Consider the following 24656-nt stretch of genomic DNA (forward strand, 5'->3'; position numbering starts at 1 on the left):
CAAGTGGCGGGGAGAGCGACATGTTTTTAAAAAACTATGACAAAGATCATGACATTAGCCAGTTTGTTTTGAATGATAAATCTATGAATAAATCATTGTTAACACTCATCCTGTTTTTCATCGGTTGTCCAGCTTTGGCTCAAGACTACAAGCCTCATTGTTTTGCTCAACCTTGTTCCATCAAAGGCGATTTCGATGGAGACAGCAAAGAGGACACCGCCGAACTGGTGGAAAAGCAGCACAAACGAGGCATTCGAATAAAGTTTGGCTCGGGCAAAGAGGTGGTGGTCGGAGCGGGAAACAAGGAAGTCAGAGGGCTGAAGGACCTGATGTGGATGAACATCTGGGAACTTTATAAAGGTCAAATCGAAAAATCCGCAATCAAAGGTGCTGCAAAACCTCCTTCGGTCAAAGGGGATAGTTTGAAACTTTCAGAAGAATTCGCTTCCTCTGGAACATTGTACTGGGATGGCAAACAATTTAAATGGTACCAACAGGTCGGTAAGTAAAAAGGATTGATTTATGTCGTTGCTGGAAGCTCTTAAAAACCAGAATCAATTGATCATTCGTCAGCGTAAGGAATTGGCCGAGTTGATTGGATTTGAAACTCGCAACAAGTACGAGATTTGCGATCAGCAGGGGACGGTGATTGGTTACTGCGCTGAACAACAAAAGGGCTTTTTGGGACTTTTGATCAGACAGTTTTTGGGTCACTGGCGCAGCTTTGAACTGCACTTTTTTGATAACCAACGTCAGCAGGTTTTCATCGTAAAACACCCCTTTAAAATTTTTTTTCAACGACTGGAAGTCTTCTCTACTCATGGGCAATATATTGGAGCTCTTCAACAGCGTTTTGGTATATTTCGTAAGAAGTTTGATATCGAAACTCCTAATGGCCGTGTACTTATGAAAATGGAATCAGGCTTTCTTCAATTTTGGACATTCCCTCTATTTAAAAGCAATCAAGAGGTTGCGGTGATCAGAAAGAAGTGGTCAGGCCTCTTTAAAGAAGCCTTTATGGATGCGGATAATTTCCAAGTGGAGTTCGGTCGCGCAGAACTCTCCGACGAAGAGCGCAGCTTGATCCTAGCGTCCGCCATTTTCATCGACCTTCAATACTTTGAGCGTAAAGCAAACTCGTAAAACCCATAAAATCAGGCGCCGTTTATCAAAATCTTCTCAAGATCCTTGTGCTGCGCGCCTTAAAAGCCGGGCCTAACGCTGGACACATTTAACTTTGTCCGGACAAACCTTGGACAAAGTTTGGTCTGTCCAAGAATCCAAAAACACCCTTTAGTTTCGAATTTACATTTTCGGCGGAAAAGTAGAAACACCATCTCATTCGAAACGAACAAGTTTTTAAAACAAAAACACTTTTAACAAAGGGAATAACAATGAAATTCGTAGCAATGATCGCTCTATTGGTTTCTTCTTCTGCATTCGCAGCTAACTACTCTGCTGACACTTCTTGGGAAGTTCTTGAAAAAGACCCAACAATCAAAATCGAAGCTGGCACAGTATTCATGGGTTCTGCTATCGACTACACTTTCGTATGCGTAGACGGTGCTAACCTTCGCACTAAAAAGCCAGTTGCTCAATACGACGTTATCACTATCGGTGACAACTACCGTAAAGAAGTTTACAAAGGTTCTAAATATTTGACTACTCCAATCAACTACACTCGTACTGCTTGGGAATGCGAATGGAACGTTAACGGTAAACACCGCACTTGCGCTGACAAAGTTATCTCTGGAACTTACGCTCTAACTGTAGACGCTAAAGTTTCTAAAGTTCTTAACACTAAAAACGGTTACGAAAAGTTCTTGTTCACAAAACAATTGAACGTACCAAACTGCCAGTAATTACTTACTGTTAGTTAGGACTCCGGGGCTTGACACCAAGCCCCGAAAGTCGTTTGTCTCGTTGCATTGAACCCCGTCCTGAGATAGTGAGAGCCATCGATTGATGGGGAACAATGGAAATTAACGTCGAACTAAACGAGCGCCAAACGGTAAGTTCAATTCCGGACCAAGTGTCCCAGGATATTGAGACTTACTTATTGCGTTTCAAGGACCCGAAAAAGGGTCTAAGTTTGTTGGCGACGAAGTCCCAGATTCACGTAAAGACGCTGAATAGATTGCGAGAGAAATCTCACAATCCTAATTACTCCACTCTTTACAAATTGTATTCCTGCTTGCTTGATACCCGCGACCTTACTCATCTAGTGACGAAGGTTCCACCTTCGGTTCGCGAAAAGCTTGAAAAGACGGATCCACAATTAAAGTCTTCGCCCCTTCATCGTTTTAATTTTGATCTTGAAGCAGATTTGCAGAAAGATCCTTGTTTCACGGAGCTTTATGTTCTGGCTGAAACTCGCCCCTTCGATGCTAATTTTGTCCAACAGAGATTCGGTTCTTATGGTTTAGGCGTGCTCGAACGCATGATTGACCAAAAAGTTCTCCGACCCCTCGGGAATGGACTTTATGGGCAAGGTGAGGTGAGAGCACCATTTTCTGCGGAAACTATTAAGTCCGTAGGAATCAGGCTCACAGAGCGATACTTAAAGCCGGGTAACTCCGACGTTAACTTCGCGAACTTAATGAATGTCTATTTCGAATCGATTAGCGAAGAGACATATCGTGAATGGATTTTGATTGAAGAGCGTGCTTTTAAAGAACGCGTAAAGCTTCTCGAAAAACCTGAAGCAAAAGGAAATATTCCAGTTTTTGCTTTCACGGCGATCGATACGCTTTTGGAGAATGAATAATGAAACTATTTATCGCACTACTTATTGCTTCTATTTTAGTTATTGGCGCAGGCCAAAGTGCTCACGCAGGTGGCGGATCTTCTGGTGGTTCTGGTAACCAACCTCCGCATGGAAACGGCAGATAGGCCGATTCCCATGTACGGAAACGGCAGATAGTCGTTTCCTGAACTTTTGATTTATAATTTATGAAACCCGGTACAGAAATGTATCGGGTTTTTCTTTTTGTGCTGTTGAGCTGTTGCTTTGAAACGCAACAGTATTAAAACGGCTCCATAGACTGTTGGTATACGAATTGCTTTTTATCTTTCATCAGCTTTGCAGGGGAGCAAAGTGACACTGAGGGGTAGGGACAACAAGTGAGTCGAGTGCATCACATCTTAAGATCAGCTTTAGAGAGAAGACAGAATCTAAATCCGAAATATTCATTACGCAATTTTGCCAAGGACCTATCGGTCAATCCCAGCTTTGTCTCCCGCATTTTGACGGGAAAACAAACCGTTCCAACTTCGCGGCTGGATCAAATCATTCAGACATTGGAGATGGATGCTCATACATCCAGGATGTTAAAAATTGAATTGATCAAAGACTATATGAAGGAGCTCGGGCTCCACGAAAAAGAGCTGCTAAAAGAAGAGCTTTGGGAGTCGGCAGCAGAGCCTGTGGCTTAGGTCAAATCAAAAGGGCTCACGGATATATCGGGAGCCGGTTGGTTGCGGATCGAAGGCTGCTGCATGTTTTCAAGTTCAATTGGATCATGCGCACAGAAAAGATCGATTTCATCGACCAGATTTTTTTTCAATGCTCGAAGTCTGTCCTGATTTTGCAGACGGGACTTTCGATCCTTTTCCATAAGTGTCTGGTACATGCGCATCCCTGGCGTGCACGAAGGATTTTTAAAATTCATTTCGTCCCGATGGAAATACGCATCACCCGCATGCAGCATCCACCCACGCTCAGATTTAACGGCGACTCCTGCGTGTCCGTGGGTGTGACCGACAAGAGGAATCAATGCAATATCGTCGTGAAGCTCGGTGATGGGAGTGACTTTTTCAAATCCGTTCCAGGTATCTCCAGAAGCCGAAGAATAAGTTTGCCAGTTTTGTTTGTAATTCCACTGTTGAGGGCGGAAGCGCTGCCTGTCTAACCAGGTTTTCCGCATCTCTGCGTGGCGCTTTTCCAAATCTAACATATGCACACGCGCCTCGGGGAAGTCATCCAGTCCTCCTGCGTGATCAAAATCCAAATGGGTTAAAACGATATCGCGCACGTCAGAGGCTTTAAAACCCAATTTTTCAATTTGACGAATGGCCGTGAGGGATTCGATGAAATCGGGTTTGTTCATAAAGAGAAAAAAACTACTGAGCCTAGAGGACGGATTGGCGACATCACGTAAGCCGAAGCCCGTATCTACCAACGTCAGGCCGTGAGCGCCTTCTATTAACAAGCAATGATTGCAGATATGTGCTCTCTCAAATGATGTTGGCGTAATACCATCCATCATATGACCACCCAAAGGACATGATGAAATACAGTTAAGGTGATGAACCTTCATAAAAACTCCCTCGCGATTCGATTTCAGCACAAATGAAAATTGCTTCGGGAGTTTTCTTGGAAAGTCGTCTTTAATACATGGGCGTGTCGAACGAAAGGTTAGTAAATACCCAACACCTTCCACCAAGCAGCGCCTAAGCCCATCCAGATAATGATGTAAACAATCGAAAATATAAATCCAATTCTCCACCAATCTTTCAGATCAACATAGCCCACACCATACAAAATCGGCGCAGGTCCGTGCGCATAGTGAGTCAGAACGCCCGAAAGAGATCCGGTGAAGCCCAACATCAAGGCCACGAGTTTTCCCTCGATGCCGACAGCAATTGCTACAGCGAGCATTGCTGAATACATCGCAGCCACGTGAGCGGTGGCGCTCGCAAACAGATACCGAGTGTAGAAGTAAACTAGGATCACAGCCGGGAAGGCCCAGTACCATGGCAGATGCCCCAATTCGGCTTTTACAATTCCGCTAAACCAACTGACGAAGCCCAATTGATTTAAACCTTCTGCCATCATCACCAGGGCTGAGAACCACACCATGGTATCCCACGCGCCTTTTTCACCTTTCACATCTTCCCAGGTTAAAACACCACTTAGCAGCAGGAATGAAAGTCCAATCATGGCACCCACAGTCGCATCAATTTTCAACTGCGGTCCAAAGATCCACATTACCAAAAGCATCACAAAGGCCACGACCATCAGCCACTCGTTACGAGTGACGGCGCCCAGTTCTTTTAATTTTCCTTTGGTTTCCTGTTGGACGGACCGAGTGTCTTTAAGTTCCGGCGGATATATTTTGAAAAGCAACCACGGTGTCAAAGCCAGACAAACAAGGCCCGGTACCAAAGCCGCCAGGGCCCAGCCACCCCAGGAAATTTCCACGCCCAAATCCTTCGCAAACTTTTGGCACATGGAATTGGAAGCAGTTCCCGTGATGAACATCGCAGCACCCAAAAGATTTGCGTAATAAGAATTCAAAGTTAAGTAAGCCCCCATGCGGCGATGAGTTTTCGGATCTGCAGGGTCTGAACCAAATCCCATCGAGATGGATTTCATGATCGGCATCAAGATACCGCCGGCACGGGCTGTGTTACTGGGGGTGGCGGGAGCTAGAACCAAATCCGAAAACGCCAAACCGTAAGCGATTCCTAAGGGGGTTCCACCTAGCTTTACGATAAACCAATATGCAATTCTTTTACCCAATCCGGTTTTGATAAATCCACGGGAAATGAAAAAGGCGATTGTGATCATCCAGATCGTGCCGTTACCGAATCCGCTTAATGCTAATTTTACCGATTGAGACATATCGCCGGGTGCGCGCAATTGCAGGGCCGCGACCAAGGCGATGGAGATCATCGAAATACTTCCCATCGTTGCCGCTTTGATCACAATGCCGAAGATCGCTGAAATAAAGATCGCAAATAAATGCCAAGCACCTTCTTTAAGTCCTGTCGGCGGCGGAGTGATCCAAATAAGTCCACCCAAAATAAGCACAGCCAACCAGGCCTTATAGTTCATTTCCTGATCTTTATTCATGAGAATCCTTTCGCACGGATAGAAACAGCGTAAAGGAGTTGTTTCTGAGTGTAAAGGAACTTGAGTTTAACCAAAAAAACAACGTCATGCTAAACGTCAGATGTTTGCCTTAAGTGCTTTGCTATGTATCATCTTTCCATGCGCATTCGACAAGTCGGTTTCTCATCTCGTTTAAAAGCTCATCGCAAGCTCCTGACTTTGGAGACTTTGAAATTCATCGTGGAGTATCTTCGCGATGGGAATGCGAGGCTTGCGGCGTTTCGTTCGGGCGTTCCCGAAAATTATGCTTCTAAACAAGGGGCCTGGCTGAAAAAGCATCCCATTGTGCTGGCAGCACTCGAGGCGGAAGTCGATGAAAGAGATGCTTTGCGTTTGCAAAAAGCTGTCGCTGAAATCGATCGCCAGATGGATATTTGCAAAGATATTTTAGGACTGCAGGATTTTTAATGAAGAATTACTTTTCTAGATACGTGTTTATCACACTGATTTTTTCAACCTGCGCAGCGAGCGCTCAAATGTTTTCTGGTCTGATGCCGCCCTCTAAGCAGCGTGGAGTTTTGACCTATACTGGGTCCATCCAACCAGACACGACATTTAATTCCACGGATGGCAAAGCGAGTTTAAATCGCGGAACCGTCATCACAAGTGTGCCGGTTTATAAATCAGAAAAAGAAAGCTACAGTGTCAGCATGTTAGGGCACTGGATGGATTTGTATCCCGATCAAACGGCGATGCCGGATCTGTATCAATTTGATGTTGGATTAACTTATACCCGCATGGTGGATGAAAAAGCATACTGGGCGCTGAACGGAAATTTCGGTTCTGCCAGCGATAAACCCTTTAAAGATCCCTCGGTCGATACCATTGGGGGAAATTTCTTTTATATCGATCCTGTCGATGAAAAGGGGAGTTGGATTTACCTCGTCAACTACTCCAACAATCGTCCCATCTTAAATGAAATTCCCATTCCAGGTTTTGCCTATATTTATACGCCATCTAAAACTTTCCGTGGAACATTCGGGGCCCCGTTTGCGACGATTTATTGGGAGTTTGTCGACAGATGGTCTCTGAACTTTTTCACTTTGATTCCTTGGGTGGTTAAGACTTCTGTGGATTATTCTATTGCGGGTCCAATGAAGGCGTCGTTAGGGCTCGATTTTTCTCAGTCCACTTATTATCTATATGGACGCGTGAATCGTAAAGAGCGTCTGTTTTACGATGAAAAGCGGGTCTATATCGGATTTAAAACGCCGCTTTCTCAGCAGTTCATGACGGAAATGGAAGCGGGATATTCCTTTGATCGCCGTTATTTTCAGGACGAGAACTATGATATCAGTCCCAAGAATGCGATTCATTTGGGCACAAGCCCTTATCTTAAGCTACAGTTAACAGCGCTATTTTAGATTTTAGCGATCGGAAGAAAGAAGGCGGTAAACGGAGCTGGAAGCGGATGCAAAAAACACCGGCTTCTGCGTTTTTGCAGAAGCGATCTTCAAGTAGCTGCTCAAAAGAAGAGCCAAGAAGATGAAAAACCAATTGCTTGGTGAAAGGTGTAAAAGCATACGTTCCTAGGAGCTTTTTTTGCTCTTTAAGTAACCAACATAGTATTCAATACCGCTAGTTATACTCAAAATGACGCTTACCCACAAGACCCCGTAGCCAACTTTGTCCAAATAGGGCACGTATTGGTCAATGTTTCCAATAATTACACAGGGAATGGCCACCATTTGCATGGCGGTCTTCCATTTTCCAGCTGGCTTGGCGTCAATGATGATTTGATCTGCTGCGGCAACGGAGCGGATGCCCCCGATAAAGTTGTCACGGGCCAGGATAATGATCACCATCCAGGCGTCGATTTTACCCAAAGCAAGAAGCATTGCCAGAATGCTGGTGACCAGGATTTTATCCGCGATCGGGTCCATGAATTTACCGAAATTGCTGACAGCACCGTATTTGCGGGCATAGTAGCCATCAAAATAGTCAGTGATAGAAGCCAGCATAAAGATAATCGCCGCGACGATATTCCATCCCAATTTGTCGGGGTACATGGCTCCAACAACAAGCGGCACCATAAAGATGCGGCTCATGGTGATTCTCATGGGAAGCTTTTTTTGCCACTCAGTGACTTGCATGCATTCTCCAAATCGCGCGAAAAAATAATGCGTAGACTTAAACTAACAATTTAGTCTAGAAATAATCAATGTTTATTCATCGTCATAAAGTGCAGTTTTACGAAACAGACCTCATGGGAATTGTCCATCACAGCAATTACCTGCGTTTTTATGAAGAAGCGCGGGTCGGGTGGGCGATCGACAAGGGATTGATCGATTATCAAAAACCGGAATCTGCCAGTTACTTTGCGGTCTATGAAACCCAGGTAAAGCATTTGAAGCCGACTTTCTTTGGCGACGATCTGGAAATCGAAGTTCAAGCTCGTGTCGAGCTAAGCCGTTTGATTTTTCAGTACCGCATGCGCGGGCGTGGGGGCACGACGTGTTCTGTTGCTCAAACAGTGCATGTGGCCTTGGATAAAGATTTAAAATTGATGAGATTACCGGCCAATATCAAGGCCGCAGTGGAGAAAGAATCATGGACAGAAACCTGGCTTTAGAATTTGTACGTGTCACAGAAGCAGCAGCACTGGAATCCGCTCGTTGGATGGGAAGAGGCGACGAAAAAGCCGCTGACGCTGCAGCCGTGGATGCCATGAGAAAAGCTTTCGATGTTCTTCGCATGGACGGAACGGTCGTCATCGGTGAAGGGGAGCGTGATGAGGCTCCGATGCTTTATATCGGTGAAAAAGTAGGAACTAAAACTGACGATGCTCCGGCATTGGATATCGCTTTAGATCCACTCGAAGGGACTACTATTTGCGCCACAGGTGGGCCGGGTTCCATCTCTGTGATCGCTGTTGCTGAAAAGGGAAAATTCCTTCATGCACCTGATACTTACATGGATAAAATTGCATGTGGTCCTGGCGCAAAAGGTAAAATCGATATCGATAAAACTCCGACTGAAAACGTTCAAGCGGTGGCTAAAGCTTTGGGTAAAGAAGTGAGCGACATGACTGTTGTGATCTTAAACCGTCCTCGTCATAAAGAATTGATTGATGAGGTTCGTAAAACCGGCGCGCGCATCCAGTTGATCGGGGATGGTGACGTTTCTGCCGCTGTATCTGCGGCATGGCCTGATTCTGGTATCGATTTGTTGATCGGTATCGGTGGCGCACCGGAAGGCGTGATCTCGGCAGCAGCGATGCAATGCTTGGGTGGTGACTTCCAAGGTCGTTTGAAGTGGAGAAATGAAGAAGAAAAAACTCGCGCTTCAAAAATGGGTCTAAAAGACTTGGACAAAAAATTCACTTGTGACGAGCTTGCAAGTGGTTCTGTGATGTTCGTTGCAACAGGGATCACAGATGGTTCCTTGTTAAAAGGTGTGCGTTTCCTTCCGGATGGAAAGGCGAAGAGCCACTCAATCGTGATGCGTTCTCAAACGGGCACAATTCGCACAATTGAATCATTCCATGATTTCACTTGGAAGAAAAACAAGAAGAACTAAGTCATGAGTGCGCAGCTTTTTTGTTTCAGTTGCAAAAAAGAATTGTCCTTCTCGGGGAATATCGGCCGTCGTGAGGAATGCCCTCACTGTCGCGCCGATGTGCACGTCTGCAAAAACTGCGATTTCTATGATCCAAAAGTTTATAACGAATGCCGTGAAACTTCGGCAGACGTCGTGCGCGAAAAAGATCGCGCCAACTTTTGCGACTACTTCACTCCGCGCAAAGGCGGAGCGGGCCAAGAAGATCAAGCTGCGAAACTTCGCGCAGCCGCCGAGGCTTTGTTCAATTTTAAAAAGTAGGAAATGGTGAAAACAATGCAATCGACTGCGTTGTGTTTGGGACTCCTGTCCCAAACCCTTCGGGCTGACGCTTCGAAATCGCATCCTGCGATTTCGATCGGGCACTCGCTTGCTCTTCGGCGTACTTGGAGTACGCCTGCGTGGCAGCGAGCACCCTCCGCCTTGCGCTTGCATTGTTTTGACCATTTCTGTTTTGCGTTTGGGAGGGGGAGCTTGCGCTTTGCGCTCGCTGGGAAGAGGGGCGCTTGCGCTTTGCGCTCGCTGAGAGAGGGGTGCTTGTGCTGGCGCACTCGCTGGGGGCTTTGGGCTGGTGGGTTTTTGGACTATGGTTTTTTTCTTTGCTTAATCGAAATGTAAAAGGGGGCTTGAGTCGGTGGTTTCTTTTTGATTTTGTGTTTAGGATTGTATTTGTAACTGTGAGTTTTCTTAAAGGAGGGTGAGATGCCTAACAGAGAGATGCCTCAAAAACAGAATACAAGTATGCCGAAATCTGATGTGCCTCCGAAATTTTCTGAGGACACTCATAAAAGATATCACTCTGATCAATCGGGTCAGCTGCCTGATGAAGAATTTCAAGCAGACAGCAATTGGCCAGAGGAAGATGAGTCTCCCGCTCAAAATGCTTCCCAAAACAATCCACAAGGCGCGACAGAAGCTGATCGTTCACTGCGCGGTTCGCAAGTGAATCAGGCAAAAACAGGAAGTCAGCAGGCGCTTCATGAAGATGAAGAGGACGTGGATTTTGAGCGAACAGACGATGAAAGTTCAATAAGAGAAAATTCCAGCGAAAGACGTGGTAAAAATTCAACTCACTAAGCAAGAAATTGCGAGTGAGAAAGAGTTAAACTAACGACGGACGCTCGAGTGAAAATGCACGACTTGAAATGCCGTGCATTTTCTTTTTTAGTCATGCGTACAAAGCTCGCCGCAATTTACCACACAATATTGTGAATTTGGAGTCGCGCTGATGACAGCATTTCGTACGTCTGTTAAGGTCAAATCAGATGAAAGCTCTGAGCCGTGCCGTACTGGATAATATTGAATTGGATTTTTGCCGTCGAAGTAAAGCGGCAGCGGTCGGCTTTATGGTGGTGTTTTCGATTCTATTGATCAAACCCGTCGCGACCACACCTTCTTATTACCTGTGGCATCAATTGGCGGCGGGGCTCGCTTTAGCCTGCAGTACTTTACGACTGATCATAGGGATTATCGTTAGTCGTGATGGGTTAAAAGCACTTTATAAGTGGGCTTGGCTTCACGGCGTCCTGATTCTCATTAGTTCAACTTGCCTGGGCATTCTTTGCTCGATGGGGTTTTGGGATCCCATGAATCCCGACTCGAAAATCTTTGTTACAAGCTTTTTGGTCAGCGCCATCATGGCGGGGTCGGCGACATCTCTTTCCTTAAGTCCGAGGATTTCAGCCTACTTCTTAATTTTGGTTGGAGTCATTCCTGGAGTCTGTTTGGCACTTTCAAACCATCAAGGCGATCTGCCTTACGGGGTTTGGACTATTTTCGTCTTTACGTTTGTGGTGTACGTGTACGGGAATTCTCGAGAATTTTATCAAAGCATGGTCACGCGCTATGAAACCGAAGAAGCTCTTAACATTGAAAAGCAAAATCTGACTCTCGCGATTCAACAATTGGAAAACACGCAGGATGAATTGTTAAATCAAAAATCCCGTGCCGAATATTCTGCCAAGTTAGCCTCATTGGGGGAAATGGCCGGAGGGATCGCCCACGAGATCAATACGCCACTGAACGTGATTTTGCTGTCGGCCGAACAACAAATGGAACTTCTGGAAGACGGTCAGCTGGATCGTCAAACCATGAAAGCTTCGATTGAAAAAGTTCAATCCACGACAAATCGAATTGCGACGATCGTGCGCGGTCTGCGCAGTTTTGCACGTGACGGTGCCAAAGATCCCATCGAAGCGATTCCGGTGCAAACTTTAATCGATAATACGCTTTCACTTTGCTATGAGAAATTTAAACTCGCAAACGTGGACTTGCATTTGCCAGCACCAACGACATTGGTTTTGCGTTGCCGTCCCGTGCAAATTTCCCAGGTCATGCTAAATCTTTTGAATAATTCCTTTGAAGCCATTCGTGATTTGCCAAAAAAGTGGATCGCAATTGATGTCGCTGATTTACAAGATCAAATCGAAATTCGCATCACAGACAGTGGCGCGGGAATCGATCCCCAGATACAGGCGGAAATCTTCAGACCCTTTTATACGACGAAAGAAATTGGTAAAGGCACAGGCTTGGGCTTAAGTATCTCCAGAGGTTTGATCGAAGCACACCACGGACAACTTTACGTAGATACAGAGCACGAGCACACGTCTTTCGTGATCCGTCTTCCGAAATAGATATTATTTAATTTAAGCGGGCAGAGCTTGTTTGACCATTTCCAAGAGTTCAGCTCTATTCACTGGCTTTGGAATAAAGCCCACACAGTGGGGATTTTTTCGAAGTTCGTCTTCGTCGCCACCCACATAGCCTGAAATAAACATCACGCGAGTTTCGTCATCTGGAACATCGCTAATGCGCTTCAAAAGCTCAAAGCCATCGCAAACGGGCATGCGAATATCGCTAATAACCAGATCGGGATTCCAGGATTTTACTTTTTCAAAGCCCACGCAGCCGTCTTCAGCCAGTGCGACCTCGTAGTTGGCGCGAGTTAGGAAATAGGAGATCAAATCACGTAAGTCTTTTTCGTCGTCGACGATGAGGATCTTGTGCTTCATGATTTAACTCCTTTCAGCCTCCGGTATAAGCAAGCTTTAATGCCTTGTCCAGTTAAGAGCCCGACGTCGAACGCAAGATTAAGTCGATGTAACATAAGGATTCTGGCGCATCCGTAGGGGTGGTCTAGGCTAGCGTTGACTGTATGTGATCTGAAAGTCACAGTGTTTGCATATGGCAAAAGCATCAACCACAGAAGTTTTCAACTGCACCCCTGAGCAATTTTTTAAAATCATCTCTGACTATGAAAAATACCATGAGTTCTTGGCAGAGGTTAAACAATGCAAAGTCTTAAAAACTGAAGGCAATCGCAAACTCGTTGAATACAACGTATCGGTCGTTAAATCCTTCAAATATGCCTTGTGGATGACGGAAACTCCACCAACTGGCATTACGTGGGAGTTTGCTTCAGGAGATATGTTTAAGACCTCTGTAGGCTCCTGGAAATTGCAAGACGAAGCTGGAAAAACTCGCGCTACGTACACCGTGGAAGCGACGTTTAACATGTTTGTCCCAGGTCCTATCGCCAATGCTTTGGTGAGTGTAAATTTGCCGAACATGATGAGCTCTTACCACAAACGAGTGAAGCAATTGTATGGCGTCTGATTCCGGTTCTAAGAAAGATGAAAAAGAAAGCCCTGCAGATATAAAAGGTCTGTTGGGTGATACTGTTAAGAAAGTCTTTACGGCGGGAGTTTCTGCCGCATTCATGAGCGAAGACGGTCTTAAAAGTTATCTTTCTGAACTGAAACTTCCAAAGGAAGCCCTGAATCTGCTGATTCAGGGGGCGAATAAATCCAAAGACGAAATCACCCAGCGTGTGACCAAGGAAGTCGTCGGCATCATTCAAAAAATCGATTTCGTAAAAGAGTTTTCTAAATTCGCAGAGACGCATAAATTTAAAATCTCCGCAGAAATCGATATCATCAAGAAAGATCCCAAAGAATCTAAAAACGAAGAGACCTAGACTGTTGTCCGTCTCAAGTTGAGAAAAATGCGACCGATAAGAATGTCATGATGGAAACGGAAATCCTGACATTTATATCGGTTGTTTTATTTTGTTTTTGTTGTCGCCAGTTGATTCATGCAGTGGTTGCACCGATCCCAATATTTGCCAACCAAAGACCTTATGCCCACAGAGCCATGCAACTTGGCAAGGGCTACAAAATAATGGCGTGGGCGCTGATGACTTCGGTGTTCTTAGTCGGCACCGCTGTGTCATTTTATCAGGTGTTTACAACTCTCTAAATCGTATGTGACTATCCTAGGGAGCGATCGGTAGATCCGTTCGGCGGCTTGGGAGGTTTCGATGGCATCATTCTCTACGGTAAATCCGGCAACAGGCGAACAGCTTTCTAAATTTGATCATGTCACTTGGGAACAAGCCGAGTTGATGATTCTTGATGCAAAAAAAGATTTTGAAAAATGGCGGAAATATTCTTTCGCAGAACGCTCGAAAGTCCTTAACAATCTCGCGGCTAGTCTTCGTAAACACAGCGATGATCTGGCCCTGCAGATGCATCTGGAAATGGGAAAACTTATTCCCGAAGGCAAAGCCGAAGTTGAAAAATGCGCCATCACCTGCGAGTACTACGCCAAAGAGGCGGCCGGAATGCTGGCGAATCAAAAAAGCGCCTCCCCCTATAAAGATGCTGAAGTCAGCTTTTCCCCTCTGGGTGTGATTTTCAGTGTCATGCCCTGGAATTTCCCTTTGTGGCAGGTGCTTCGTTTTGCAGCGCCCTCGTTGATGGCGGGGAATGTGATTATTTTAAAACACGCCGATTTAACCGCGGGTGTGTCTGAAAAAATCGGTCAGATCTTTAAAGACCTGACGTCCGATCTCACGTTGCTGCGCAATTGCCAAGTCGATCACACGGTGGCTGAAAAAATCATTTCTCATCCTATGGTGAGAGGAATCACATTTACCGGAAGTACAGAAGGCGGGCGTGCTGTGGCAACCACGGCTGCGAAAAATTTGAAAAAGATCGTTCTGGAGTTAGGTGGCAGTGACGCCTATATCGTTTTAGAAGATGCGGATATTTATAAAGCAGCAAAAGCCTGTGCCAAAACGCGTTTACAAAACTGCGGGCAAAGCTGTGTTGCGGGTAAACGGTTTATCGTGGTCGAAAAAGTCCTGCAGGAATTCCTGACGGCGATGGAACATGAAATGAAGATCCTTCCACTAGCGCCTTTAGCAAGTAAGCGGTTTCAGGACACCATTATTACTCAAGTGGAAAAATTAAAAAACTGGGGTGGTAAAGTGATCTTCGGAGGAACGGCTCCGCAGGGGCCCGCCGCTTTTTATCCAGCTTCCCTGGTCCTATTTGAAAAAAATAATTCTGACGTTCATCACGAGGAAGTTTTCGGCCCCGTAGCCCTGGTCTTTGTCGCAAAAGATGCGACGGAAGCCATGGAGATAGCGAACTCTTCTCCTTATGGTTTGGGTGGCGGGATCTTTACGCGCGACCTGCAAAAAGGAAAAGAACTTATCGAAAAAGAAATGGAAGCAGGCTTCGTTGTGGTGAATGACTTTGTAAAATCTGATCCGCGCATTCCTTTTGGGGGAGTGAAAGATTCTGGTTACGGGCGCGAGCTGGGGCATTTTGGAATTATGGAGTTTGTAAATATCAAGACCGTTGGTGTGGGAGCAGTTGAGTGAAGAAATTGACGGGGAGTGCGCGCCCCAAGCAGGATTTGGATCACCAGGTTTGGAAGTTACTTAAAAAATACGATCTGCAAGATAAAAAAATTCTAGTGGCTTTGTCGGGCGGGGCGGATTCCGTTGCGACCTTGGCTGTTTTAGCCAAAGTGGTGAAATCAGAAAACCTGGGTGCCTGTTATTTCCATCATGGCGATGATAAAAATCAGGAGTACCGCAAGGAGGCTCAGCTTTTTTGTGAAAAGCTTTGCAAGAAATTAAATGTGCAATTTTTCGTTTTAAAATCTCGCTCCCTTGCTAAGTCAGAAGCCCAATACCGCGATCAACGCTACGAGGCTTTGGCTCGTTTACAAAAAGAGGAAGGTTTTGAAGTTCTTGCGACAGGACATCATGCGGATGATCTTTTGGAAACACGTTTGATGCGTATCGTGCGCGGGACGGGGGCGCAGGGGCTTATTGCCATGTCTTACTACAGTGGCGGAGTGTTCAGACCTTTTTTGGAGACACCGAAAGCAGAGCTCCGCAAGTATTTGCGGTCTGAAAAGCTGCGCGCATTCGAAGATCCTTCTAATGCTCTCCTGGACCCGTTCCGAAACTGGGTCCGGGAAGACTGGCTAAAGTCCTTAGAAAAACGCCAGAAGGGCGCAGTGAACAGTTTAGCTCGCTCTTTGGAAACCCTGGCTCAGGAGCTTCATTCGTTAGAGCACAAGCCAGGAACTGATTTGCTGAGTCAAAATGAGGCTAATAAACCACAGGACGTCGAAGGACTTTCTCGAGCATTCTATCTGACTTTATCGCCCTTTGAGCAGCGCCGTCTGCTTGCGCAGTATTTGTTTTCCCTCGGAAAACGAGATTTTTCACAATCTCAACTCGAGGAAATTCAAAAGCGCCTAGACAAACCGCAAAAAGTGATCAGCTTTAAGGTCAGTGGTTGTGATTGGGAAATTAACGCGCAGCAAATCAAGGTCGAGTCTTGATTTGAGTCCAAGTTGCCCGCCCTTTAGGCGGTGCTTTTCCCTCTCGAGAAAACTGCGATAAGTTGCTTTAATTAGCTCGGGGCTTCTGTTAGTCTAAGATGGTTCTATCTGGATGAGAGAAGTGAGCGAAAGGAATCGAAATGCGATCTACACAGAAAACGCTAGCCTTATGGTTTTTCCTAATCATCATGGCTGTATTTTTGTTTCAAGCCTATGAGAGCAAACACCAAAGACTGATTGGCGAGTTCAATTATTCTAAATTTACAGAAGCGGTAAAAGCTAAAGAAGTGGCTTCCGTAACTTTCCGTCAAGAGACCAGCGAGATCATCGGTGAGATGAAGCCTGACTTTGAGAAAAAGTACAACGGCACTCATTTCCAAATCGTGGGTAATACTCAAGACGAAGGTTTCAAATTCTTGGAAGCAAACGGTATCACGCCAAATTACGAGCGCGCTGATAACGGTGGTTTCTTCCAATCATTGATCGTGAATTGGTTGCCATTGATTCTGATCGTGGCGATGTTCCTGTTTATCATGCGCCAGATTCAAGTCGGCGGTGGTAAAGCGATGTCCTTCGGTAAATCCCGTGCACGTCTTTTAACAGAGCACAAAAATCGTGTGACGTTCAAAGAAGTAGCTGGTGTTGACGAAGCGAAAGACGATCTTCAAGAGATCGTAAGCTTCTTGAAGGATCCTAAGAAATACACAAAACTGGGTGGCCGTATTCCAAAGGGTGTTCTTTTGGTGGGTTCTCCGGGTACCGGTAAAACATTGCTTGCTCGCGCCGTTGCGGGTGAAGCTGGTGTTCCATTCTTCACGATCTCTGGTTCTGACTTCGTAGAGATGTTCGTGGGTGTGGGTGCTTCCCGTGTTCGTGACTTGTTTGAACAAGGTAAAAAGAATGCTCCTTGCTTGATTTTCATCGACGAGATCGATGCCGTAGGTCGCCATCGTGGTGCCGGCATGGGTGGTGGTCATGACGAGCGTGAGCAAACTCTGAATCAATTGCTAGTAGAAATGGACGGCTTCGAATCATCTGAAGGCGTTATCATGATCGCAGCGACAAATCGTCCTGACGTTCTGGATCCAGCTTTGTTGCGTCCAGGTCGTTTCGACCGCCGCGTGGTTGTGAACAAACCTGACCTTAAAGGTCGTGAGCAGATCTTGGGCGTTCACACGCGTAAGACTCCGCTGGGACCTGACGTTGATACTTCTAAAATCGCTCGTGGTACTCCGGGCTTCTCAGGTGCAGACCTTGAGAACCTTGTGAACGAAGCCGCTCTTGTGGCAGCTCGTACAGACAAAAAGTATCTTGAGATGGAAGACTTTGAAAAAGCTAAAGACAAAGTAATCATGGGTTCTGAAAGAAGATCCATGGTTATCTCTGATGAAGATAAAAAGGTAACTGCTTACCATGAAGCGGGTCATACGCTGGTGAACAGAAAACTGAGTGGTTTGGATCCGATTCATAAAGTAACGATCATCCCTCGTGGTATGGCTTTGGGTGTCACTCAAACTCTTCCCGAGAAAGAATCCGTGTCTTTGTCGAAATCGACTGCTGAAAACATGATTGCTTTCTTATTCGGTGGTCGTGCGGCGGAAGAAGTGATCTTTAAAGATGTTACGACAGGTGCGGGTAACGATATCGAACGCGCCACTTCCATCGCTCGCCGTATGGTATGCGAATGGGGTATGTCGAAACTAGGACCTTTGGCGTTTGAGAAATCAGGCGGCGAAGTGTTCTTGGGTATGCAATATGGTCATCAAGCCCACAAAGAATACTCGGAAGCGAAAGCGGAAGAGATCGATGCGGAAGTTTCAAAAATCATCAATACCGGTTATGCAACTGCGGTTCGCATCCTGACTGAGAACAAGCAAGCTCTTGAGTCAATCACTCAAGCCTTGATTGAGTATGAAACTATTGATGGTCATGAAGTTGATATGATGATCAACGGCGCTGCGGTTTCTGAAATTGAAAAATACAGAAACAATCGCCGCGACACAAACCTGGCATTGGCGGCAGCTTCGGGTGTCGGCAAAAAAGATGATTCCTCTGGATCTGATCCAGTTGGAAACACCGGGCCAGTAACAATTTAATGAATCTTTGAAAGCTCCGGGGAAACTCGGAGCTTTTTGTGCTTTAACCCCATTACTTTTTTGATTGGGCATCTTGATGTTGCAGCAGTTTTTCGACAACCTCATCTTCATCGTTCAGCATTTGCGTGTGCAAGATGCGATCGACATGATCCTGGTGTGGATGGTTGTGTATCGTATCCTGGTTCTGATTAAAAGAACGGGGACGATTCAAATGCTTTCCGGATTGGGAGTGCTAGCTATCGGCTACATTCTCAGCATCTGGCTTGAGCTTTTCACCTTCAACTGGATCCTGGAAAAATTCTTCTCTAACCTGTTCGTGATTGTGGTCGTCCTGTTCCAGGCCGAGATTCGCAGAGCCCTGGCTCATATCGGATCAAATCCATTCTTCACAGACGCCTCTACAATCCAAGAAACCCAAGTTATCGAAGAGATTGCAAAGGGTATTATTCTTACTGCGCAGAAGGGCTTTGGAGCTCTTGTGGTGGTGGAGCGTGAAATCGTGATCGATTATCACATTGAATTCGGAACTGAGATGGAATCAAAAGTTTCAGCTGAATTGCTGGCTTCTATTTTCCATCCTGAAAGTCCGATGCATGATGGGGCAGTTCTTATCCGAAACGGTAAGATCCACTCTGCCGGGTGTTTCCTGCCCCTTTCCAAAAACCCCGCTTTGGATAAAAACTTAGGTACACGTCATCGTGCTGCGATCGGTTTGACCGAAGAAACAGATGCCATTGTGTTTGTCGTTTCTGAAGAAAACAAATCCATTGGTATCGTACAGGGTGGTCATCTAAGCCCGAACGTGGAGTTGGGTGATATTCGTAAGGCGTTGTATGAGACATTTGGTCTTAAATACAAAGCTTTCTCGCAGCAGGGGGATCTGTCATGAGACGCCGTTGGACCGATGCTGTGACTGAAAATTTTAGTTACAAAGTAGTAGCCTTATTCATTTCCCTGATTCTGTGGTTGACCATTTTAGGCCGCCGCGATTTTGTTTTAAGCAAAAATGTGGAAGTCGACCTGGTGACAGCCCCTGGAACCCACGTTGTGGCGCAGACAACTGACCACATCAAGGTAAAGGTTTCAGGGCCCAGAGCCGCTTTGAAGAAGTTTATGGAAAGCTCTTTGTCTCAGAATATCAATCTTGATATCTCTCAAAAAGGCGAAGGCGTAGTCTATGTCGATATTCCACTGAATAAGATCGACGTCCCATTGGGAGTTAAAATCCTGGGGGTTCGTCCAAATCAGATTCAGGTTGAAGTAGTTAAGATTAAAGGCGACGAAAATGACGAACAAAAAGGTCAGTAAAGTGGAAAAGAAAGCACCAAAACTTTTTGGTACGGATGGAATCCGTGGAACTGCCAACCAGTATCCAATGACCCCCGACATGGTTGTAAAAATCGGTCAGGCGATTGGTTACATTCTACAAAAACAAAAATACAATGCACACCCCTCACTTCGTAAAGTGGTCATCGGTAAAGACACGCGTCTTTCTGGTTACATGATCGAACAGGCTCTTGCGAGTGGATTGAACTCCATGGGCGTGGCAGTACAGCTGGTAGGTCCACTTCCGACTCCTGGTATCGGTTACCTGACTCGTACAATGCGTGCTGTTGCGGGGATCGTAATTTCTGCTTCTCACAATCCTTTCCACGATAACGGTATTAAAGTTTTCGGTGCGGATGGTTTTAAAATTTCTGAAGAGATGGAGCGTGAAATCGAGCGCCTGGTTCTTGAAGAAGACCTGACAGCTCTTTTGCCTCCAAGCAAAGATATCGGGCGCACCCGTCGTATCGACGACTCCCAAGGTCGTTATATCGTTTACGTAAAATCCACATTCCCATTGGAATACACGTTGGATGGCATGCGTATCGTTCTGGATACTGCGAATGGTGCCGCTTACAAAGTAGCGCCTTCAATATTCCAAGAGTTGGGTGCGGAAGTGATCCAGTTGGGTGATGATCCCAATGGCACGAACATCAATGATAAAGTCGGTGCTTTGTATCCGGCGAAACTTGCGGAAGCTGTGGTTCAATACCGAGCTGACGTGGGTATCAGTCTTGATGGTGACGCTGACCGCGTGATCATGGTTGATGAAAAAGGTCAGATCGTAAATGGGGACCGCATTCTTGCAATCAGCGCTCTGCATATGAAAGAGCGTGGTCTTTTGAAAAACAACACATTGGTAGCCACACAAATGTCGAACTTCGGTCTTGAAAAAGCCATGAACGATGCAGGCATCAAAGTTGTTAAAGTGGGCGTGGGTGATAAATACGTTGTCGAAGAGATGCGTAAAAATGGTTACAACCTGGGCGGCGAACAATCAGGTCACATCATCTTCTTGGATCACACCACCACGGGTGATGGCTGTATCGCTGCCTTAAGTGTGCTTGCAGTGATGAAGCAAACAGATAAAAAAATGAGCGACCTTGCTCGCGTATTTGATGATATGCCACAGGTGTTGATCAATCTTCGCGTGAAACGTCGCATGGATCTGGATGAGATCAAGGGTTATCACGAATTGATCGCTCACATTGAAAAGAATCTTGCTGGCAACGGCCGCGTCTTTGTTCGTTTCTCTGGAACGGAACCTGTGATCCGCGTGCTTGTTGAAGGCAAAGACAAAACCGAAATTTCCACATATGCAGACGAAATCGCAGCCTTCCTCGAGAAAGAACTCAGCTAGGGCTCTGCTGAAAGGGCTCTCTTCGTTGCTCGTTGTCGGCGTGCTCTAAGCACGCCTTCCGCCTCACGCCTCGATATCCCTTCCATCAGAACCCTATCTGATATATATCATTTAAAAATCTCTGGAGCTCTCATGAAACATAAAATTCGTTTAGGTGTAAATGTTGATCACGTGGCCACTCTTCGCCAAGTGCGTGGGGGAACGACGGCGTATCCTAACTTATTGGATATGGTTAAGAAGTCGGTCAAGGGTGGCGCTGAGCAAATCACGATCCATTTGCGTGAAGACCGTCGTCATATTCAGTTGCATGATTTGAAAACGCTTTCTAAATCTTGCCCGGTTCCATTGAATTTGGAAATGGCTGCGACTTCGCAAATGGTGTCGTTTGCGAAAAAGTATCGTCCTCAGTGGGTTTGTTTCGTTCCGGAGAAGCGTGCGGAATTAACGACTGAAGGTGGCCTTGATGTCAAAAAAGGTTACAAGAAAATGCTTCCCATGGTTGAAAAACTTCAACGCATTGGCATTGAAATCTCAATGTTTATCGAGCCTTCCATTGAACAAGTTGAAGCTTCATTTGAGGTGGGCGCTGATGCCGTTGAATTTCATACGGGCAAATGGGTTCACTTAAAAGGCGCCGCTAAAGCCAAAGAATGGAAACGCCTGGTGGAGGCAGCGGAGTGGGCGAATTACCTGGGGTTGAATGTTCATGCAGGACACGGTCTAGATTATGCACATTCAAAAGAAATCAACAAGTTGCCATACCTTCAAGAAGTGAACATTGGTCACTCCTTGGTTTGTTACGCGCTTGAAGACGGCATGGAAACAGCCGTTAAGAAAATGCGTAAGATCTTAAAGTAAAACTTTATGTCTTCCATCCTGAACTCTCAACGTCACATTCAAACCGTGCCAGAACTTAAAGTGTTTTGGCAGGAGTTTCTCCCACACTTGGGTGATCGCTGTGTTTTGCTTTTAAGCGGTGACGTGGGGGCGGGGAAGACCACTTCTGTTCAAGCCATCGCCGAGATTCTAGGAATGAAAGATGTGCAATCGCCGTCTTTCGCCATCCATCTTCGCTATGAAAATGCTGGCGGCAAAGTCATGGATCACCTGGATTTGTATCGCTTGGATGACGACGATGATCTGGAAAGTTCAGGATTCTGGGATCTGTTCGCACCCAAACAAGGTCTAGTTGTTATTGAGTGGGCCCAGCGTTTGGATTATGACTATCTTCCACTAAACTGGCAACGAATCGAAGTCAGCATCACCAAAGGTCCTTCGGAAACTGAGCGTATTATTACCTCCCGAGTCTTAGGTTAAGCTCCCAGCTTTGTTTTTCCTCAGATGCGTTTGGGTACTCTCGTGGCTATGGCATAGCAGGAGTAAAATCATAGGCATCAGGAGGAAAATTATGGATAGCAACTCCTCTGAAAAGCAGCCTGATCTAGAATCAAAAACCAACACTCCAAAACAATTCGCCTGGCGGATATTCCTGCAGGCTGGTGAAAAAGGAAAACACTTCTTCCTCTAAAAAGCGCCTGCCACTTTCTGCATAAACGATGCGATTCAATTGCACCTGGCGGATTGAGGATTTAATATGAAGCATGTTTGCACAAAAACCCCTTCCATCCGTTCTAAAAGGCCCCAGAATTAATCTTGAACGTCATGCTTCGTCTCTGGCACCCACGATGTTTGCGACAATTGATGCCAATCGTGAGCATTTAAAATTCATGCCCTGGACCTCATTTACCAAATCCGTGGAAGACTCTAAGAAATGGATCGATGTGACCTTGGCGGAGTGGGATAATCTGTCGCTTTTCGATTATGGAATTTATTTTGAAGGTCGCTACGTGGGCAGTGCCGGTGTGCACAGTATTAACTGGGAGTTTAAAAACTGCGAACTTGGCTACTGGATTTCCAAGGAGTTCGAAGGTCGCGGCATCATCAGTGAAGCTGTAAAGCTCTTAGAATCCGCCTGCTTTAAACATGGCTTTCACAGAGTGGAAATTCGCTGCGCGGGATTTAATGAAGCTTCGGCCCGGGTCGCTCTTAAAAATGGCTATAAATTTGAAGGCGAGCTGCGTGAAGATTCTTTGATTAACGGAGAGTATCGAAGCACGAAGGTGTTTGGAAAGCTTCGTCGTGAATGGGAAACAGCTTAGCTCGCTGACACTCCGGCTTTCGCCGGTCGGCCTACACTCCGGCTTCGCCGGAGTAGGATTAAGCGGCTTGAAGGCCCTTGGTGAATTCAGTGGAAAGTCTTTCTGCCAGACCCAAGGAAACCTTGTTGTAAGCAGATTTTTCCGCAAAGCCCATCAACATTCCCACCAACTTTTCATTGATAACGATCGGTGTGATCGTCACATGATCAGGGATCGCCCCCTGGTTCCATTGCTCAAAGAAATTTTCATTCAGATCATTCAAAGAGATGTAACCATGGAAAGGTTTTTGGGTTGAAGCCACGATTTTAAAGATACTTGGAGATTCCAAAGGAATGCGCATCGAAGTGTCTTTGATTTCCTGGAAGTTTTCATCCCACGCGAACGCTGTCACTTGAGACTCTTGCTCGTCCAGAGTCAAAATCATGGATTTTTCAAAGTGAGCTTTCATTTCTGAAAGAACACGTTTTACTTTGTCAGCGATAACGCCACTGTTTTTCTTTTTCAATTTCTCAAGTGAAAAGCTGCCACTTGCCACCGGATTCATTGTCGGTTTTGCAACACCGGTTGGACGAGTCACGATAGGAGCAATTGGTTTGTTGCCAAAGCTGTCTTCACTTAAATCCGGCAATTCATCTTTCGGTGGAGGCGGCGGGCCTCCAGCTTTGGATGCTGCAGGAACAGCTGCTGGAATTGAAGCTGCCACTGCCGGAGCGGGTTCAGATTTCTTTTCCAAAACAGGTTCTACCTTAGAAAGACTTGGGCGGGAATCCACCACAGTTCTATCAAAAGTTTTTGCCGCTTCTTCTTTAGAAGCTGATTGAGAATTTAAGATATCATCAACCGGAGTTTCTTCAGGAATAGTTGCTGGAGGAGTTGCTGCTGCAACCTCACCATCGCCAGAACCAAAAGATTGAAGTTTAACCACCGGAGCATCGAACAGACCTTCAAGTCCGCCCATTTCTTCGCCGGCGGATTCACTGTGTTCTTCCGAAGAAGACTCTTCAGTGCTGGATTCATCAGAAGCCACATCACCCAAATCTTCGAATGAAAAACTGTCGCCAGATTTTTTAGCAGCAGGGACTTGAAGACCGGCAAGGCCTTCTGGCATTTCAGATTCAACAGCCGGGGATTTCACAGGAGCAGAGCTTGGAATTTTCGCCGTCGCTTGGGGGTGCCAAGCATTCCAGCATTGTTCCAAAGCTTCCTGAGGAGCCAAAACAAAAACGCAAGTTGGAGAAGAAGGGAAATCCTGCGGCGGTTGCAGACATGCCACTACAAGAATGCCATCCCACTCCGCCACAGGCAGACACTCCACCGTCCATGAGTAATGAGTCGCCCACTTAGCTAACATTTCTTTGCGAGGAGGAGTTTCTGTAAAAAATCTTGCCTGAAGACGAGGTAGTTTATAATGAGCCATGGCCCAAGGAAAATATTCCTCAGCTGTGAGTTGATTTTCCTTCAAGGCATAGGCAAGAAGGCTCAAAGGCGATCCACCTGCCGTGTGAGATTCGGTAAGTCCTTGAAGTTTATGTTTAAAATGCTCAAACCATTCTAAAGTGCTCATTGTTCTGTTTATCGGCTTAAAAGGGACGAAACCTGAGTCTAGGTCTAGGGTG

30 protein-coding genes are annotated in these 24656 nt (G+C 45.9%); 24 read left to right on the forward strand and 6 right to left on the reverse strand.

Annotation, left to right across the window (positions count from 1 at the left end; all coding sequences use genetic code 11):
- The first annotated feature begins 20 nt into the window (after window positions 1-20).
- The 5 genes from ACLSU7_RS01890 to ACLSU7_RS01910 all read left to right on the forward strand — a co-directional run bounded on the left by ACLSU7_RS01890 (window position 21) and on the right by ACLSU7_RS01910 (window position 2892).
- Window positions 21-509, forward strand: a complete 489-nt coding sequence (locus ACLSU7_RS01890) for a hypothetical protein (RefSeq protein WP_413293825.1) — start codon at window positions 21-23, stop codon at window positions 507-509.
- Between the two features lie 13 nt (window positions 510-522).
- Entirely contained in the window at window positions 523-1143 is a 621-nt protein-coding gene (locus tag ACLSU7_RS01895; protein WP_413293826.1) for a phospholipid scramblase-related protein, read from the forward strand.
- A gap of 251 nt (window positions 1144-1394) precedes the next feature.
- The gene (locus tag ACLSU7_RS01900; RefSeq protein ID WP_413293827.1) at window positions 1395-1862 is read left to right on the forward strand and encodes a hypothetical protein; all 468 of its coding nucleotides are present in this window, start codon (window positions 1395-1397) and stop codon (window positions 1860-1862) included.
- 113 nt (window positions 1863-1975) lie between these two features.
- Window positions 1976-2767 (forward strand): hypothetical protein, encoded by a 792-nt coding sequence (locus ACLSU7_RS01905; protein ID WP_413293828.1) that lies wholly within the window; start codon window positions 1976-1978, stop codon window positions 2765-2767.
- Window positions 2767-2892: a hypothetical protein gene (locus ACLSU7_RS01910; protein WP_413293829.1), complete on the forward strand. Its 126-nt coding sequence runs from the start codon at window positions 2767-2769 to the stop codon at window positions 2890-2892. Before ACLSU7_RS01905 ends, ACLSU7_RS01910 begins: the two co-directional genes overlap by 1 nt.
- Before the next feature lie 539 nt (window positions 2893-3431).
- Here the strand turns inward: ACLSU7_RS01910 and ACLSU7_RS01915 are convergent.
- Entirely contained in the window at window positions 3432-4319 is an 888-nt protein-coding gene (locus ACLSU7_RS01915) for an MBL fold metallo-hydrolase (protein WP_413293830.1), read from the reverse strand.
- 98 nt (window positions 4320-4417) lie between these two features.
- Complete coding sequence (locus ACLSU7_RS01920) at window positions 4418-5857, reverse strand: anion permease (RefSeq protein WP_413293831.1); 1440 nt, start codon at window positions 5855-5857, stop codon at window positions 4418-4420.
- Window positions 5858-5995: 138 nt separating this feature from the next.
- On the opposite strand from ACLSU7_RS01920, the gene ACLSU7_RS01925 reads away from it, so the two are divergent.
- A complete protein-coding gene (locus ACLSU7_RS01925) occupies window positions 5996-6304 on the forward strand; it encodes a hypothetical protein (RefSeq protein WP_413293832.1) in 309 nt (102 codons plus the stop codon).
- A complete protein-coding gene (locus tag ACLSU7_RS01930; RefSeq protein ID WP_413293833.1) occupies window positions 6304-7260 on the forward strand; it encodes a hypothetical protein in 957 nt (318 codons plus the stop codon). Before ACLSU7_RS01925 ends, ACLSU7_RS01930 begins: the two co-directional genes overlap by 1 nt.
- A 165-nt stretch (window positions 7261-7425) precedes the next feature.
- Here ACLSU7_RS01930 and pgsA read toward each other — a convergent pair whose 3' ends face one another.
- Complete coding sequence (gene pgsA / locus ACLSU7_RS01935) at window positions 7426-7989, reverse strand: CDP-diacylglycerol--glycerol-3-phosphate 3-phosphatidyltransferase (protein ID WP_413293834.1); 564 nt, start codon at window positions 7987-7989, stop codon at window positions 7426-7428.
- Window positions 7990-8057: 68 nt separating this feature from the next.
- On the opposite strand from pgsA, the gene ACLSU7_RS01940 reads away from it, so the two are divergent.
- From ACLSU7_RS01940 to ACLSU7_RS01960, 5 genes are all read left to right on the forward strand, one after another.
- The gene (locus ACLSU7_RS01940; protein ID WP_413293835.1) at window positions 8058-8468 is read left to right on the forward strand and encodes an acyl-CoA thioesterase; all 411 of its coding nucleotides are present in this window, start codon (window positions 8058-8060) and stop codon (window positions 8466-8468) included.
- A complete protein-coding gene (glpX, locus tag ACLSU7_RS01945; protein WP_413293836.1) occupies window positions 8447-9415 on the forward strand; it encodes a class II fructose-bisphosphatase in 969 nt (322 codons plus the stop codon). Before ACLSU7_RS01940 ends, glpX begins: the two co-directional genes overlap by 22 nt.
- 3 nt (window positions 9416-9418) lie before the next feature.
- Window positions 9419-9715 carry a hypothetical protein gene (locus tag ACLSU7_RS01950; protein ID WP_413293837.1) on the forward strand — a complete coding sequence of 99 codons (297 nt, stop codon included), beginning with the start codon at window positions 9419-9421 and terminating at the stop codon, window positions 9713-9715.
- Between the two features lie 441 nt (window positions 9716-10156).
- A complete protein-coding gene (locus tag ACLSU7_RS01955; protein ID WP_413293838.1) occupies window positions 10157-10531 on the forward strand; it encodes a hypothetical protein in 375 nt (124 codons plus the stop codon).
- A 188-nt stretch (window positions 10532-10719) separates the two neighbouring features.
- A complete protein-coding gene (locus ACLSU7_RS01960) occupies window positions 10720-12087 on the forward strand; it encodes an ATP-binding protein (RefSeq protein WP_413293839.1) in 1368 nt (455 codons plus the stop codon).
- Window positions 12088-12099: 12 nt separating this feature from the next.
- Here ACLSU7_RS01960 and ACLSU7_RS01965 read toward each other — a convergent pair whose 3' ends face one another.
- On the reverse strand, window positions 12100-12465 hold the full coding sequence (locus ACLSU7_RS01965; RefSeq protein ID WP_413293840.1) for a response regulator: 366 nt from the start codon (window positions 12463-12465) through the stop codon (window positions 12100-12102).
- 172 nt (window positions 12466-12637) lie between these two features.
- On the opposite strand from ACLSU7_RS01965, the gene ACLSU7_RS01970 reads away from it, so the two are divergent.
- From ACLSU7_RS01970 to tsaE, 11 genes are all read left to right on the forward strand, one after another.
- On the forward strand, window positions 12638-13069 hold the full coding sequence (locus tag ACLSU7_RS01970) for a type II toxin-antitoxin system RatA family toxin (protein ID WP_413293841.1): 432 nt from the start codon (window positions 12638-12640) through the stop codon (window positions 13067-13069).
- Window positions 13059-13430: a hypothetical protein gene (locus ACLSU7_RS01975; RefSeq protein ID WP_413293842.1), complete on the forward strand. Its 372-nt coding sequence runs from the start codon at window positions 13059-13061 to the stop codon at window positions 13428-13430. The genes ACLSU7_RS01970 and ACLSU7_RS01975 overlap by 11 nt, the downstream gene beginning before the upstream one ends.
- 47 nt (window positions 13431-13477) lie before the next feature.
- On the forward strand, window positions 13478-13711 hold the full coding sequence (locus tag ACLSU7_RS01980; protein WP_413293843.1) for a hypothetical protein: 234 nt from the start codon (window positions 13478-13480) through the stop codon (window positions 13709-13711).
- A gap of 61 nt (window positions 13712-13772) precedes the next feature.
- Window positions 13773-15122, forward strand: a complete 1350-nt coding sequence (locus ACLSU7_RS01985; protein ID WP_413293844.1) for an aldehyde dehydrogenase family protein — start codon at window positions 13773-13775, stop codon at window positions 15120-15122.
- Window positions 15119-16099 carry a tRNA lysidine(34) synthetase TilS gene (gene tilS / locus ACLSU7_RS01990; protein WP_413293846.1) on the forward strand — a complete coding sequence of 327 codons (981 nt, stop codon included), beginning with the start codon at window positions 15119-15121 and terminating at the stop codon, window positions 16097-16099. Before ACLSU7_RS01985 ends, tilS begins: the two co-directional genes overlap by 4 nt.
- Before the next feature lie 140 nt (window positions 16100-16239).
- Complete coding sequence (gene ftsH, locus ACLSU7_RS01995; protein ID WP_413293847.1) at window positions 16240-18195, forward strand: ATP-dependent zinc metalloprotease FtsH; 1956 nt, start codon at window positions 16240-16242, stop codon at window positions 18193-18195.
- A 76-nt stretch (window positions 18196-18271) separates the two neighbouring features.
- Entirely contained in the window at window positions 18272-19084 is an 813-nt protein-coding gene (gene cdaA, locus ACLSU7_RS02000) for a diadenylate cyclase CdaA (protein ID WP_413293848.1), read from the forward strand.
- Window positions 19081-19503: a CdaR family protein gene (locus ACLSU7_RS02005; protein WP_413293849.1), complete on the forward strand. Its 423-nt coding sequence runs from the start codon at window positions 19081-19083 to the stop codon at window positions 19501-19503. Before cdaA ends, ACLSU7_RS02005 begins: the two co-directional genes overlap by 4 nt.
- Before the next feature lies 1 nt (window position 19504).
- Entirely contained in the window at window positions 19505-20881 is a 1377-nt protein-coding gene (gene glmM / locus ACLSU7_RS02010; RefSeq protein ID WP_413295448.1) for a phosphoglucosamine mutase, read from the forward strand.
- Between the two features lie 132 nt (window positions 20882-21013).
- Complete coding sequence (locus ACLSU7_RS02015) at window positions 21014-21739, forward strand: pyridoxine 5'-phosphate synthase (RefSeq protein ID WP_413293850.1); 726 nt, start codon at window positions 21014-21016, stop codon at window positions 21737-21739.
- A 6-nt stretch (window positions 21740-21745) separates the two neighbouring features.
- Entirely contained in the window at window positions 21746-22198 is a 453-nt protein-coding gene (gene tsaE, locus ACLSU7_RS02020; RefSeq protein WP_413293851.1) for a tRNA (adenosine(37)-N6)-threonylcarbamoyltransferase complex ATPase subunit type 1 TsaE, read from the forward strand.
- Window positions 22199-22328: 130 nt separating this feature from the next.
- Here tsaE and ACLSU7_RS02025 read toward each other — a convergent pair whose 3' ends face one another.
- Window positions 22329-22484 carry a hypothetical protein gene (locus ACLSU7_RS02025; protein ID WP_413293852.1) on the reverse strand — a complete coding sequence of 52 codons (156 nt, stop codon included), beginning with the start codon at window positions 22482-22484 and terminating at the stop codon, window positions 22329-22331.
- Between ACLSU7_RS02025 and ACLSU7_RS02030 the strand changes: the two genes are divergently transcribed.
- Window positions 22483-23040, forward strand: a complete 558-nt coding sequence (locus tag ACLSU7_RS02030) for a GNAT family N-acetyltransferase (RefSeq protein ID WP_413293853.1) — start codon at window positions 22483-22485, stop codon at window positions 23038-23040. The two genes, ACLSU7_RS02025 and ACLSU7_RS02030, sit on opposite strands and share 2 nt — an antisense overlap.
- A 58-nt stretch (window positions 23041-23098) precedes the next feature.
- Here the strand turns inward: ACLSU7_RS02030 and ACLSU7_RS02035 are convergent, their stop codons facing one another.
- Entirely contained in the window at window positions 23099-24604 is a 1506-nt protein-coding gene (locus ACLSU7_RS02035) for a hypothetical protein (protein ID WP_413293854.1), read from the reverse strand.
- Between the last annotated feature and the right edge of the window lie 52 nt (window positions 24605-24656).

The sequence above is a fragment of the Bdellovibrio sp. HCB185ZH genome (genome assembly GCF_047302455.1).
Classification (GTDB): domain Bacteria; phylum Bdellovibrionota; class Bdellovibrionia; order Bdellovibrionales; family Bdellovibrionaceae; genus Bdellovibrio.